12 protein-coding genes are annotated in these 13,865 nt (G+C 72.3%); 4 read left to right on the top strand and 8 right to left on the bottom strand.

The window, feature by feature from the left end; genetic code table 11:
• Nucleotides 1-47 precede the first annotated feature (47 nt).
• The gene (pulA, locus tag ACTWLT_RS25180) at nt 48-5,549 is read right to left on the bottom strand and encodes a pullulanase-type alpha-1,6-glucosidase (protein ID WP_445320485.1); all 5,502 of its coding nucleotides are present in this window, start codon (nt 5,547-5,549) and stop codon (nt 48-50) included.
• A 132-nt stretch (nt 5,550-5,681) separates the two neighbouring features.
• A complete protein-coding gene (locus tag ACTWLT_RS25175) occupies nt 5,682-5,972 on the bottom strand; it encodes a cellulose binding domain-containing protein (protein WP_445320484.1) in 291 nt (96 codons plus the stop codon).
• Between ACTWLT_RS25175 and ACTWLT_RS25170 the strand changes: the two genes are divergently transcribed.
• On the top strand, nt 5,947-6,402 hold the full coding sequence (locus tag ACTWLT_RS25170) for a hypothetical protein (protein ID WP_445320483.1): 456 nt from the start codon (nt 5,947-5,949) through the stop codon (nt 6,400-6,402). The genes ACTWLT_RS25175 and ACTWLT_RS25170 overlap by 26 nt on opposite strands.
• A gap of 52 nt (nt 6,403-6,454) precedes the next feature.
• Here the strand turns inward: ACTWLT_RS25170 and ACTWLT_RS25165 are convergent, their stop codons facing one another.
• The 3 genes from ACTWLT_RS25165 to ACTWLT_RS25155 form a co-directional block, all read right to left on the bottom strand.
• Nucleotides 6,455-7,141 (bottom strand): hypothetical protein, encoded by a 687-nt coding sequence (locus tag ACTWLT_RS25165; protein ID WP_445320482.1) that lies wholly within the window; start codon nt 7,139-7,141, stop codon nt 6,455-6,457.
• Between the two features lie 136 nt (nt 7,142-7,277).
• Nucleotides 7,278-7,667, bottom strand: a complete 390-nt coding sequence (locus ACTWLT_RS25160; RefSeq protein ID WP_445320481.1) for a DUF6841 family protein — start codon at nt 7,665-7,667, stop codon at nt 7,278-7,280.
• A 37-nt stretch (nt 7,668-7,704) separates the two neighbouring features.
• On the bottom strand, nt 7,705-8,376 hold the full coding sequence (locus ACTWLT_RS25155) for a hypothetical protein (protein ID WP_445320480.1): 672 nt from the start codon (nt 8,374-8,376) through the stop codon (nt 7,705-7,707).
• 19 nt (nt 8,377-8,395) lie between these two features.
• Between ACTWLT_RS25155 and ACTWLT_RS25150 the strand changes: the two genes are divergently transcribed.
• From ACTWLT_RS25150 to ACTWLT_RS25140, 3 genes are all read left to right on the top strand, one after another.
• Nucleotides 8,396-8,584: a hypothetical protein gene (locus ACTWLT_RS25150; protein ID WP_252419996.1), complete on the top strand. Its 189-nt coding sequence runs from the start codon at nt 8,396-8,398 to the stop codon at nt 8,582-8,584.
• A gap of 73 nt (nt 8,585-8,657) precedes the next feature.
• Entirely contained in the window at nt 8,658-9,380 is a 723-nt protein-coding gene (locus ACTWLT_RS25145; protein ID WP_445320479.1) for a dienelactone hydrolase family protein, read from the top strand.
• A gap of 145 nt (nt 9,381-9,525) precedes the next feature.
• Nucleotides 9,526-10,641, top strand: a complete 1,116-nt coding sequence (locus ACTWLT_RS25140) for an FUSC family protein (RefSeq protein WP_445320478.1) — start codon at nt 9,526-9,528, stop codon at nt 10,639-10,641.
• A gap of 43 nt (nt 10,642-10,684) precedes the next feature.
• On the opposite strand, the gene ACTWLT_RS25135 is transcribed toward ACTWLT_RS25140, so the two are convergent.
• From ACTWLT_RS25135 to ACTWLT_RS25125, 3 genes are read right to left on the bottom strand one after another with little or no spacing between them, the layout of a single operon-like run.
• Nucleotides 10,685-11,629 (bottom strand): hypothetical protein, encoded by a 945-nt coding sequence (locus ACTWLT_RS25135; protein WP_445320477.1) that lies wholly within the window; start codon nt 11,627-11,629, stop codon nt 10,685-10,687.
• The gene (locus ACTWLT_RS25130) at nt 11,626-12,117 is read right to left on the bottom strand and encodes a hypothetical protein (protein ID WP_445320476.1); all 492 of its coding nucleotides are present in this window, start codon (nt 12,115-12,117) and stop codon (nt 11,626-11,628) included. Before ACTWLT_RS25130 ends, ACTWLT_RS25135 begins: the two co-directional genes overlap by 4 nt.
• Before the next feature lie 3 nt (nt 12,118-12,120).
• Entirely contained in the window at nt 12,121-13,344 is a 1,224-nt protein-coding gene (locus ACTWLT_RS25125) for a macrolide family glycosyltransferase (protein ID WP_445320475.1), read from the bottom strand.
• Nucleotides 13,345-13,865: the final 521 nt, after the last annotated feature.

Genomic DNA, 13,865 nt, shown 5'->3' with positions numbered 1-13,865 from the left:
CCCCCTTCCGCAGCGCGCGGAAGGGGGCCGGTTCACGTCCGTACCGTTCACCTCCGCACGAAGACCGCCACGCTGCGCGCCGGGACGGTGAAGGTGCCGGCCGCCCTGTCGAACGAGGCCGTACGCAGCACCGGGTCGGCCGAGTTGACCAGCTCCGGGTGCAGTGCCACGTCCGCCCCGCGCAGACCGGTCAGGGTCTGCTTCGCCGCCGTCGGGGTGCTGTTGAAGACCACGGTGACCGACGTCCACCGGCCACCCAGCCCGCGGGCGTCCAGCGTCATCGTCAGCACACCCGGCGTCTCCGTCGCACCCGAGAGCGGGAACGCGACCCGCTGCTGCACCTGCTCGGCGGTGCTCAGCCCGAACACCGGCGAGGACGCCCGGATGCGCAGCAGCTCGGCGTACCGGGCGTTGGTGGTGTCGATCGCCGCGCAGTCCGGCACCAGCGCCCGGTCGGCCAGCAGCGGCTTCGCGTACGACCACTTGTCCTGGTTGTCCTGCGCCGGCGGCAGGCCGGCGCCGAACCCGTTGCCGCTGGCGCAGTCCCAGCGGATCTGGTTGAACCAGTCACCGGAGTTGTACGAGTTGCGGTCCAGCGACTTCGACCGCAGCCGCTCGGTGCCGGTGGTGACGAAACCGGTGCCCTGCCCCAGCACCACCGTGCCCAGCGCCAGCACCTGCATCCGGGAGCGGTCGGCCGCCGCGGTGGCCTGCGGCAGCTTGTACGCCAACGCGTCGTACAGGATCTCGTTGTCGTGCGCGTCGACGTAGGTGACGGCCTCCCCCGGTGCGGCCGTGTAGCCGGCCGGAGAGCCGTTGTAGTCCACCTGCGCGCCGGTGACCTGCCGTCCGGAGGTGTCGGTGAACCGGTACCCCCGCAGGTTGCCGGTGAGCCCCACCTTGATCAGGTCGTGGGCGTGCAGCAGCCGGGCCTTCTGCTCGGCCGTCGACCCGTTCACCGGGTCGCCGTTGGGGTCGGTGTAGAGCCCGGAGGCGAAGCCCTGGACGCGCGGGTTGGCGTCGAACGGGCCGCCGCCGCGCACCGCGTCGCGCAACCGGTCGTTGAAGGTGCCGATGCCGGTGCCGGCCATGTTGGCCTGCGTGGCCTGCACGAACCGGGCGTCGTTGGCGACCTCGCCGAAGTTCCAGCCCTCGCCGTACAGCAGGATCGCCCTGCCGTCGACGCCGTCGCGGGCCACGGTCAGCTTGTCCAGCGCCGCACGCACGGCCAGGATGTTCGCCTTCGGGTGGTGACCCATCAGGTCGAACCGGAAACCGTCCACCTTGTACTGCCTGGCCCAGGTGACCAGCGAGTCGACGACCAGCTTGCCCATCATGGCGTGCTCGGGAGCGGTGTTGGCGCAGCAGGTGGAGTTCGCGACGGTGCCGTCCTCCAGCAGCCGCTGGTAGTAGCCGGGCACCACCTGGTCGAGCACCGACTTCGCGTCGGTGCCGGCCGCCGACGTGTGGTTGTAGACCACGTCCATGACGACCCGCAGGCCGGCGTCGTTCACCCCGGCGACCATCTGCCGGAACTCGGTGGTCCGCGCCGCGCCGGCCGGGTCGACCGCGTAGCCGCCCTCCGGCACCGTGTAGTGCAACGGGTCGTAGCCCCAGTTGTAGCCGTCGGCCTCGGCGACCGCCGCCACGCACTTCTGCTGCTCCTCGGAATCCGGCGGCAGCGCCGCCAGGTCGCAGGCCGGCTGGCGCTGGTCGGCCCGCTTCTCGGGGATGGTGGCGAAGTCGAACGCCGGCAGCAGGTGCAGGTGGGTGACGCCGGCCTCGCCGAGCTGCCGCAGGTGTGTCATGCCGGCGGTCTTCGGGTCGGTGAAGGCGAGGTAGGTCCCCCGCCGCTGCGCCGGCACGGTGTCGTCGGCGATGGAGAAGTCCCGCACCGACAGCTCGGAGACCTGCGCCTTCGCCGCCGGCACCGCCGCCGGCTTGCGCAGCGTCCGCCAGCCCGCCGGTGCCAGCGACGGGTCGTTCAGGTCGACCAGTTGGCTGTGCGTGGAGTCCGCCGCCAGGGCCACCGAGTACGGGTCGGTCACCGAGGCGGTGACCATCCGCTGCGCCGCCGGCTGCCACGCCCGCACCTCGTACCGGTAGTACTTCCCGGTCCAGGCGTGGCTGCCGCGCGCCGACCAGACCCCGGTGCGGTCGTCGCGGCGCATCGGCACCGTCGTCGGCTGCGCGGTGGGCGAGTCGAACAGTTGCAACGCCACCGTCCGGGCGGTCGGCGCCCACACCGCCAGGCTCGGCGTGCGGCCGGTGAACGTCGGCCCGAGGGTGGCCTCGGCGGCGCGGGCGTACACGTCGTCGAGCACACCGGGGATCTGCACGCCGGTCGCCGCGAGCAGCGCGCCCTCGGCGTCGCGTTCGGTGACCAGCAGCTGCCCGCGCAACGCCGCCGGCACCTTGGCCAGGTCCGCCCGGTCCAGCGTGAAGCCGCGGTACGACCACAGGTGCGGGAACGCCGTCCGCTGGGCCTCGGTGAGCCCGTTACGCTGCGCCCGCAACGGCAACGTGGTGTACGTCCCGGTCAGCTCCCCGTCGGCCACGGTGACCCCACCGTTCGGCGCGGCGACCAGCGCGTACGTCCTGCCGTCGGTCGGTCCGGTCTGCCACGCCACGGTGGACCGGTCGATCCAGTGCGCCTTCTGCTTGCCGATGTCGGTGTCCCGGCCGGCGCCGGTGGTGGTGGTCGGCAGCAGCCGGCCCGGGGTGGCGGCCAACAGCCACACCTCCCGGCCCGCGCTGGCGAAGTCGAGCCGCTGGTCGTCCGGCAGGTCCTTGGCGTCGCCGTTGTGGATGATGTAGTTCAGCCCGGTGGCCCCGGCCGCCAGCGGCACCCGGAACACCGCACCGTACGCGTCGGTGGAGGTCGGCTTGAACGGCGCCGACCACTCCGTCGGGTTCGCCGCACCGTCCCACAGGTGCAGGCCCCAGCCGTCGTAGTTGCCGTCGGCCCGCCGGTAGTGGATCACCGCGGTGCCCTCCTCGACCGGCGGCGCCGGCTCACCGGTGGCTGCCTGGCGGGTCGGGTAGACCGCCGGGTCGCCCTGCTTGAGCCAGACCTCGCCGGTGGACGTGACGTCGATGCTGCGGTCCGCTCCGACGTCCTTGGTGCCGTTCCTGTCGACCACCACGAAGCCCACCGACCTCGCGCCCGGCTTGAGCTTCACCCAGGCGAACCGGCCGTACGAGTCCTCCCCGGCGAACGGCTGTCCCTTGGGCCACTCGGTGACGTACGCCGGGTCGATGTCACCCCAGGCGTACAGCCCCCAGTCGTCGTACCCGCCGGCGGGGCGCTGGTAGTGCACGACCGCCCACTCCCGGGACCCGCCCTGCGCCGGAGTGCCCACGATCGCGGTGGACCGCGCGGTCGCGGTGCGGCCCCGCCCGTCGCGGACCACCGCCTTGTACTCCACCGGCGTCCCGCCGGCCAGCCCGGTCAGGTCGTGCTGCACCGTGTACGGCGCGTGGTCGGCGCTGCCCAGCAGCGTCCACCGACCACCGGCGACCCGGGCCGCGACGGTGACGGTGGCCAGCGGGTCCCCGGTGACCTGGGCGGTGACCGCCGCCCGGGTGGCCACCAGCGCGTCGGGGGCGGGGCTGGTGATCCGGAGGGTCGGCGTGCCGGCCGGCCGGGCGATGGGCGTACCCGCCCGCTGCACCACCGCCGACAGCGGCGGCACGGTCAGGGTCAGCCTGCCGTCAGCGCCCGCGTTCGCGGTGCCGGACGATCCGTAGATGCCGGTGAACGTGGCGCCGGCCGACCAGGTGTCCACGGTGACAGTCTGCGCGGTGTCGGCGTTGTTCACCGCCACGACGTACTCCGTGCGGTCGGCCGCGGCGACCCGCGAGGCGGCGAAGACGCCCGGCCCGTCGGCGGCGTACCGGGTGACCTGTACACCGTCGCGCAACCCGGGGTGCGCCTGGCGCAGCCGGCCCAGCTCGGCGATGGTCCGGTACAGCGGGTGGGCCGGGTCGAACTGGTCACTGGCGTGGGTGCGGTCGGTGCCGAGCAGGTCGTCGTCGAGGTAGTCGGGGACCTTCGAGGCGAACATGTCCTGCCGGGCGTCCTTGTCCCCACCGGGGCCGGTGAAACCCTGCTCGTCGCCGGAGTAGACCACCGGCTGGCCGCGGGTCAGGAACATCAACTGGTGGGCGAGCTGGTCGCGGCGCAGGTGACTCGCCGGGTCGGTGCCGCCGCCGGCGATGAACGAGCCGATCCGCCCCATGTCGTGGTTGCCGAGGAAGGTGGTCAGCCGGCCGGCGTCGGTGTCCCGGGCGGCGTAGAGGTCGTCGCGGGCGTACACGTCGGCCAGCGCCTTCGCCGAACCGGCGCCGGCGGTGTAACCGCGCGCGGCCTCCTGGAAGGCGAAGTCCAGGGTGGCCGGCAGGCCACCCTGCCGGACGTAGCTGGAACTGATCTCCGGGTCGGCGCTGTACACCTCGCCGAACATGAAGAAGTCCTTCTTGCCGGCCTTCTCGGCGGCCCGCTCGATGCCTCGGCTGAACTGCGGCCAGAAGTCCATGTTGACGTGCTTGACGGTGTCCAGCCGGAACCCGTCGACACCGGTGCTGCCGATCCAGTCCCCGTACGCCCTGGTCAGGCCCTGGACCACCTCGGGGCGCTCGGTCCACAGGTCGTCGAGGCCGAAGAAGTCGCCGTACTCGCTGTTCTCACCGGCGAAGGTGGAGTCGCCCCGGTTGTGGTACATGGTGGCGTCGTTCAGCCAGGCCGGGACCTTGACCGTGGCGTCCTTCGGCTCGTCGAACGTCGGGGTGTAGGGGAACGAGCCCTGGTTCACCGGCGGGAAGGCGCGGCTGCCGTCGGCGTAGTTGCGGTCCTCGAACGCCCGCCCCTGCGCGTCGGTGTACGGCGAGGTGGCCTTGTCCACGTAGGCGTACGTGTCCTCGGCGTACTTGATGACGTCGGCGGTGTGGTTGACGATCACGTCGAGGTAGATCTTGATGCCGCGCTGGTGGGCGAGCTTGACCAGCCGCTTCATCTCCTCGTTCGTGCCGAAGTGCGGGTCCACCTGCGTGAAGTCCGTGATCCAGTAGCCGTGGTAGCCCGCCGAGATGTCTGCTCCCGTGCCCTGCACCGGCCGGTTCTTGAAGATCGGGGCGAGCCAGATGGCCGTGGTGCCCATCCCCTGGATGTAGTCCAGCTTGTCGATGACGCCCTTGAGATCGCCGCCGTGGTAGAAGCCCTTGTCGGTCGGGTCGAGCCCGGTACGCAGCCGGTCACCGGCGAGGCCGCCCCGGTCGTTGCGCGGGTCGCCGTTGGCGAACCGGTCCGGCAGGACGAAGTAGAACTGCTCGGCTCGGGCGGTGTCGCCGCCGGCCTTCAGCAGCGCCTCGGCGGTGGGCTCGTCGTTCCACTGCGCCGCGCCGGCGGCGGCCAACGGGTCGGTGCCGGACGGGCGGGGGGCCGCCGCGGCGTCCGCCCGGTGCACGGCGACCGGAGTGCCGACGAGCGTGAGAGTGAGCAGGGAGACGAGGGCCAGCAGGGCGGTGCGCGGTATCGGCGGGGGTTTCATCGACGCCTTCCTCTGGTCGCGGATTGGCCGCACGCTAACCCTTGCCGAAACATTCTGCAATACCTTGCAAACATGGTGGTAACAAAGCAGCTTCCTTGCGAAAGCATGCGCTTCACCTGGTGACCGTCCCGATCAGAACCCCGCGCAGCGCACCCCGTCGACCGTGCACCCCTGCGGACGGGTCCACGCCCTCTCCACGTGGAACCGCAGCGCCGCCGAGCCACCCGCCGGCGCGTCCACCCCACTGACATACGTGAAGCCGCCACCGTCGGCAGGCCGCACCGTCCCCTGTGGCACACCCTCCACCCAGGTGGTCACCAGCCGCCCACCCGAGTAATCCAGCCGCACCGTCCAACCCCGGGCCCCGCCGGACGCGTTGACGATCAGCACCTCGCCGATGAAACCCCCGTCGAAGCTCTGCACGACCCGGTACCGACCACTCATCCCCGTCGGAGGCTCCGGCGCCCGCGTCGGCGGCCGCGACGACGTCGGCCCGGCAGCCGGCGTTCGCGACCCGGCGGCGACGCTCGGCGGCAGCCCGCTCGCGCGCGGCGACAGCCCGGGCAGCAACGGCGGCGCCGACGACCTCGGCGACGCCGGCGTCGAGGCAGTCGGCGGGACCGGCGCCTGCGGCAGCGGCACCGCCGACGGCAGCGCCGATGCGCCCTCCGGCGCCGGACTACGTCCCCGGTACGCACCCAGAGCCACGAAGAGCAGCACGACCATCACGACAACGCCGGCGCACACCACGATCCAGGGCGACGACGTGATGGCGATCGGACCGCGAAACTGGCGCGCGGCGCGACGCATGCCGGACATGGACCTCCCTCAGCGGGCCGTCCGAGCAGCGTAGCGACCAGCGCCCGGAAGCGCCGCCGGCGCACACACCGCCCCGGGCCACACGCTCAACCCACCTGGCAGTCGACCCCGTTGATCGTGCACCGCACCGGCCGCTCCGCCGACTCGCCCCAGCCCACCCGCAACCGCAACGTCCGAGAGTCACCCTGGTCCAGCGAACGGGTGCCCTGCAGCACGAACTCACCGTTTCCACGCGACCACACCGAGACGCCCGAGTCGTCACCGACGCGCAGGGCACGGACGTCCTCGTCGAACGTCAACTCCACCCGCCACTGGACCGACTGCCCCGACGTGTTGCTGATCGACAGCACCGCCGCGGTCCCGTCCCAGCCATCCGTACCGACCTGGTACCGGGCGGCGACCGGGTCACCCGCCGGTCCCAGCGGCACCGCCGGCGGAGCGGAAGAACTCGTCCGCGCGGGAGCCGGCGAGCCGGTGGTCGGCCGCGGCGACGGCGTCCGGCTGCTGCGCGACGGCCGCGGCGAGGCCGAGCGGCGCTCCGCGCCGGGGGTCGGCGTCGCGCTCGGCGACACGACCGCCGGCGCCGTCGGCAGGAACACCGGCGGCGCGGCCGCCGGCATGCCCTCCCGCTCCCGGGTACGGAACGACAGCAGCGCGACCACCAGCAGCACCACCAGCACGCACACGCCGAGCAACACCACGATCCACGGCACCGAAGCCAGCACCCGCGTCGCGGTAGGCGCACCTGCCGCGCCGTCCGGCCGCACCGCCATCAGGTCTCCCCTCGTCCCCCCGCCGACGCGCCAGCGTAGCCAGCACCGGCCAGAACGGAAATCGGGCGGGTACGGATCGGGCCGACCGGCCGGCCCGGACCGGAAAACGGCCCGCCCGCGCGGACGGTCCCGTCGGTCAGGCCGTCCGGACGACCGTGCAGATGACCGGCCCCTCGTCCGTGGTGCGCAGCAGGTAGCGGTACCGCTCCCCCGGCACCGCGCGCCCCCGACTGTCCAGGAACTCCCACTCCACCGCCACCATCGTCAGCAGCGCGGACATCGGCTGCACGTCCTCGATCAGGGCGTGCGCCGCCACCAACTCCCGGTCCTGGTAGTCGGGCGCCGCACCCACGAACGACAAGGCCACCGCCGCCGGCGTGGTGAACGAGAAACTGTACGTGTCGGCCACCACCAGACCCGGCAGGGCGTAACAACCGGCGATGGCCGGCAGGTCGCCGCAGGTCAACGCCACGCCGTACCGGTCGAAGAAGTCGGCCAGCGTGTCGAGATCGGTGGAGGCACTCACGGCGACAGCAATTGCCGGTCACCGCCCCGGCCAAACCTCACCGCGGCGGAACCAGGACCTCGATCTCCGCACCCAGCCCGGCACCCCCGGCCAGACCGAGGTCGTCCCCACTCCAGAAACGCCCCGGGTCGTACCAGTTCGGACGCCGGCCGGCGGGCAGCAGCCCCATCGCCTCGTACGTCACCGCCACCACCTCGGCGCAGTACGCCGTCTCCAGCGCCCGGTCCCGAGCCCCCGGCGATGTCACCGGCGTCGACGGCGACGCGGGCCGACCGGGACGCGGCAGCGCCGGCACCCGGCCCCGCACCCATCGCCAGGCCAACTGGGCGGTGGACGGAAACGGTGTGCCGTCCAACCGCGCGACCGTCCGCAGCACCGCCCGCTCCATCTCCCCGTCCGCCGGCGGGTCGAGCTGCCGCAGCCAGGCCCGCTGGCCGTACCGGTTGGCCCAGACGCACACCGCGTCCCGCAGGTCGTGCAACTGCACCCCGCGCTGATGCGTGCCCGCCCACAGGTCCGGCAACGACCTGCCCAACTCCGCGTGCCACATCAGCGGCGGCATGTCGTCCAGCACCACCGCCATGCCGACGTGGTTGACGGGGCTGTTGGTGGTGAACTGGATCGCCCGGTCCGGCATGCTCCGGCCCCGGAACACCCACACGTCGCCGGTGCGGGTCAACTCGACCGCCTCATCCAGGCTGATGCTCATGAGGGTCTACCCTAGGCCGATGCGGCAACGGATGCGGTGGTGGAAGGTCCTGGGGCTCGCCGGCCTCGCCGGGGTCGCGGCCTCCGGCGTGGTCATCGCGCGGGCCGAACGGCGCCGCCGCGCGTACACCCCCGAGGAGATCCGGCAGCGACTGCTGGAGCGGCACGCCCAGGCCAGCGACGCCGCGAAGCCGGCCGACCCCGCCTGACCACCCGCTCCCGACGCTCCCCCGTGGACACGACGGGACAGTTGGGCGGGCTGATGATCGATATTCTCGGCGCATGACGACGCCCGTCGCACAACGACCCTTCGTCCTGTCAGCCCCCGCCGCGCCGGTCGAACGGCACGGCAACGTCGATCTCCACCTACCCGCCGGCACCGGTCCCGCGCCCGCCGTCGTGATCGTGCACGGCGCCCCGCTGCCCCCTGACGTGCCCGATCCCCGCGACTGGATGCTCTACCGCGGCTACGGCGCGCTGCTCGCCGAGCGCGGACTGGTCGCCGCGCTGATCAGTTACCAGGTGGCCGACCTGTCGGCGCTGCCCGCCACGGCCGACGACATCGCCGCCATGGTCGAGCAGGTCCGTGCCGACCCCCGGGTCGACCCGGAGCGGGTGGTGCTCTGGTTCTTCTCCGGCGGGGGCCTCTTCGCGGCCGACTGGCTCCGGGTCCCACCGACGTGGCTGCGCGGGATCGCGCTGACCTACCCGCTGCTCATCCCGCTGCCCGGCTGGGAGATCGACCCGAGGTTCCTGCCCGTCGACGCGCTCGGCTCGGGCGCGGATGTCCCGCTGGTGCTGACCCGCGCCGGGCGGGACATACCCCCCGTCCTGGCCGGCATCGAGGCGTTCCTCGCCGCGGCCACCACCCACGGCCGGCCCGTGCAGGTCATCGAGGTGCCGGACGGGCAGCACAGCTTCGACATCCTCGACCACACCTCGCAGTCCGAGACGGCCGTCCGGGCCGCCCGGGACGCGGTCCTGGACCTGCTCGACGCCGGCTGACCCCCCGTCGGCCGGGTCGCCCAGCCTCCTGACCAGGCACCACTCGGGCTTCCGCCGGCGGCGCATCAGATTGGGGATCTCGCGCACCCGACGCTCACCAACGTACGACGATCGTCACAGGGCCGATCGACGGTGGAGGTGAGAGGTGCGCAGCAGACGTCGGGGTGCCCGACCGGCGGAGAGCGCGCTGCGGGAAGGCCGGGACGCCTACGACCGGCTTCGTACCTACCTCATCGTCGCGGTGCAGGCGGGGCTGGCCGCCGGTTTGGCGTGGTTCATCGCGAGCGACGTGCTGCACAATCCGCAGCCGCTGTTCGCGCCCGCCGCCGCGGTCGGCACGATCGCGGCGGCCATCGGCAATCGGGCCAGGCGCACCGTGGAACTCCTCGCCGGGGTGATCCTGGGCGTGCTGATCGGGGACGGGATCATCCGGTTCATCGGGGCAGGACCGATACAGACCGGGTTGGTCGTGGCATTGACCATTTCGGCGGCAGCCCTGTTCCGGGGCACCGGCGCCGTCATGGTGCAGGCGGGAAGCACCGCCGTCCTGCTGGGAACGGTGTCTCCGGAAAGGCCGGATCTGGCCGTGCCGCGGACGGCGAACGCGCTGGTCGGTGTCGTGGTGGCCATCGTCGTGGCCCTGCTGATCCTGCCGCTCAATCCGGTGCGGATCGTGCACCGCGCCGCCGGTCCGGCAGTCGATGCCATCGCCCGTGAAATGACCGCCACCGCCGACGCGCTGACCCGACGCGACGTCCGGCAGGCCGAGGAGGCACTGCAACGACTGCGTACGGCGGAGGCGGCACGACGCAACACGACAGAGATGGTCGCCGCGGCATGCGAGGTCGCGCGACTCTCACCGTGGCGAAGACGACGGCTGGGCATCATGCGCCGGTACGAGCACGCGGCCGAACACCTTGAACTCGCCTACACCAACAGCCGCGAGATGGTGCAGTGGGCCGTGTCGGCCATACGCGCCCGGGAGCCGCTGCCGGCCGGCCTTCCCACAGCGATCGAGCACTTCGGCCAGGCGTTCAGGCTCCTGCATCGTGACTTCCTCGCCGGACGGGAGCCGGACCGCGCCCGGGAGCGAGCGCTGCGGGCAATCGATGACGTCGACGAGGCATGCGCCGAGGGTGTCCAGTTCACCGGGGCTGTCGTCGTCACACAACTGCGCGTTGTCGTCAGCCAACTGCTCCAGGTGTCCGGACTCTCCCGGAGCGAGGCGAATCAGCAGGCGGGTTTGGACGCCGACGTCTGACTGATGCACCGGCGGTCGTGCTGTGCGCCATGGATCGCGCCGTTCAGGGCAGCGGGCCGTCGGTTTCCGCAGTCGCGCTGAGACGCTCCCGGATCAGCGCGATCACGGTGTCGGCTGTCCGGTCGAGGTGACTGCGTCCATCGGGTAGCCGGGCCTCCGGGCTGATGTAGCTGCGCGGACCGACGTGGGTGGCCGGGTCGAGCCGGTGCTCGGTGATCTTCCCCTCGCGATCGGCCCTGTTCCAACCGCTTCCGCGGAACAGCCGCCACCGCTGCGGGAACAACCAGGTGCCGACCCGCTCGATGCGGTCGCCGGCACTGGTGAGCCGGTCGAGGTGCTGGGCGCGGCTGATGTCGTTGGCGCCGTTGTGGAACCCGCCCAGAGTGATCAGCCAGATCGGGCAGCGCAGCTGGGACCACAGTTCGTCCACCGCGCCGGTGGCGACCTGGGCACCGCCGCTGTAACTGAGCATCACCACGGGGATACCGCTGTCGGGCTGGTAACCGGCGAGCCGAAGCTCGGTGGCGATCTGCGAGCCGACGGCGCGGTTGTACAGGGGACGGTACCGGCGGTCGGCGGCGACGAAGGTCTGCATCACGTTGTGCAGGAACAGCACCAGCCCGATGTGGCGGCGCAGCCACGACCACACCGGCCGGTCGGCCAGCGGAAGGGCCAGCGGGGAGTAGGGCTGCACCTGGCCCAGCACCCTGAGCTCCGGCGCTCCGGCGATAAGGGACTTCACCAGTCGGCCGCCGTCGCGGGTGTCGTGGAAGCGGCGTTTCCCGATGCCGTCCAGATAGACCAGGTACGCGTCCGGTGGGCGGTCCGGGTCCGCGCCCCGGGCGGGGAGGGCGCCCGTGGGGCGTGCGATGGTGGGAGTCCGCCAGCCCGCGGCATAGACCAGCACCTCGTAGCGGGCGAGCAGCGCTTCGGCGAGCAGGACCGGCCCGATCCCGCCGAGCAGCAGCAGGAGCACCAGCTCGGTCACGCGCGGGGCTCCGGTGCTCGTGTCGTGTTGAGCCTCACCACCAGGCGGCGGACGCCTTCGACCGCAACGCCGAGGCCGACCCCCGCGACGGCCACGCAGCCGACGGCGTCCCACCAGCCGAGCCCGCCCACCGTGGCGAGTGAGGCGGCGAGACCAGCCCCCACTCCCAGCATGAGCACGAAGTGCAGCAGCGGCCCGAGCAGCGGGAACGCGAGGACTGCGGCAAGCAGCAGCGGAGCGGCCAGGCCTGGTGTCCAGACCAACGCGGCCCCATGGGACGGCACGGCCGGCAGCACCATCTCGGCGAGGGCCCACGCGGACAGCGGCCAGAGCGCGAACACCGCGCCGTCGACCACGGCGCCGGCCAGCAGCAACCCGAACACCCTGACGTGCGACACGCCAGACAGGCGTGCCACCACGGGCAGGAGACGGCCGGCGGCCTCGGACAGCCCAGCGAACAGCAGCAGGATGACGACGACGGGGGACACCGGTCAGCCCTGCGGCGGCAGATCGGCAGAGACCGGCTGAGCGACCCGGCCGGTCTGCTGCACATAGCGCTCGAGTTCGTCGGCGGCGCGCGTATAGCCGCCCGCCTGACGCTGGGCGACCCGCAAGGTGCTCGCGGCGTCACGGAATCGGGGCTCGTCGAGCAGGCGCTGGGCGAGAGCGCGCACGACCTCCACGCTGACGTCCTCGGTGCGGACGGCGAGGCCGGTATCGAGCTCGACGACGCGGGAGGCCACCAACGACTGGTCAGCGCCCTGCGGGACCACCAGCATCGGTACGCCGGCGTACAGGGCCTCGTTGACGCTGTTCACCCCGCCGTGGGTGACGAACAGCGCCGCGCGGGCCAGCACCTCCAACTGCGGTACGGAGCGGTGCGCGATCACGTTGGCCGGCAGCGGGCCGAGCGCGGCGGGGTCGGTCTGTCCGGTGGAGACGATCACGGTGCCACCCAGCGGGGCGAGCGCGTTGGCGAAGGTCCGGAGCAGCCCCGGGTCGGCGCCGAACACCGTGCCCAGCGAGGCGTAGAGCACCGGGTCCCGCAGCCGATCGACCGGGAACGACGAGTCCGCCTGGCGGGCGCCGATGCTCGGCCCGACGAACCGGTAGGACTCGTCGAAGGTGTCGGCCTCGGGGTGGAACTCCCGGGAGGTGTAGACCAGGTTGAGCGGCTGACGGATGTTGGCCAGGTCGACCAGGGGCACCGCATCCGTGTCGTACCGTCGGCGGAGCTTCCACCGCGACGTCAGGTACCTCCCGGTGGGGCGGGGATGGACCGCCGCTGCGGCGAGCAGCTCCCAGGAGCCGTGGGTGGGGCTGGGCAGGTGCCGGTTGAACGCGAACGTGGTGAACGACGACGCCGCCGGCACGTCGAGTTCCCGGGCGGCAACCGGCCCCCACAGGCAGAGGGAGTCGTGGACGACCAGATCGGGACGGGAGCCGCGCAGATCGGTGAGGACGGCGGGCAGCACGCGTACGGCGGTACGCGCGAGCTGTTCCATCACCGTGACGGGCGTCGGCGGGCCGGAGAGTGGCACGTCATCCCCGCGGTAGGGGAACACCCGCGCGCCGGTGGCCGCGATCTGCTCGGCGTAGGCGGGTGGCGTGTGGTAGGTGACGGAGTGGCCCCGGCGAACAAGCTCGGCCACGACCGGCAGCGTCGGGTTGACATGCCCGTGCATGGCGATGTTGAGGAATGCGACTGCGCTCATCGACCGACCCCGGACAGGGAGGGAGTCAGTGCCCGGCACCATGCAGCGATCATGATCCGCCTTTCTCGGTCACAGCGTAAACGTTGCCGGATGGCAGCCGCGTACCAGACCAAATACTCATTCGCGGCAGGCGGGCGACGGTCCGCCACCGGGTTCTGAGAGTTCGTCCGGCGACCGGGCCGCCTCGACATTTTGGTCACCAACGCCGTGTCGGCGGCTTCGGAGCCCGGGCGAGTCGGATGTCCGGTTCGGTTGCCACCGGACCGCCCCCGGTGTCCGGTTGTGGGCTCGGCGTCCCGTGGGCGGGGCCACCCTGGCGGCGGAATCGGGGCCGGGTCGGGGTCGTTATACCTGGCATGCGACCGTGGCCCCCCGGCCCGGTCGGGGGCAGCCGCCGGGAACACCCGCCAGGCCGCCCCGGTTACATCCCCCGGACACCCGAGCAGGCCCCCGAGCCGCCGGGCAGATCCGCCCCCTTTTGAACTTCCCCGCGCGACACACACCCCCGGTTTCTGTGTGCC

The organism is Micromonospora yongxingensis (genome assembly GCF_052601155.1).
Note: the sequence above shows the minus strand (reverse complement) of the source record. Positions and strands in the feature narration are given on the sequence as shown.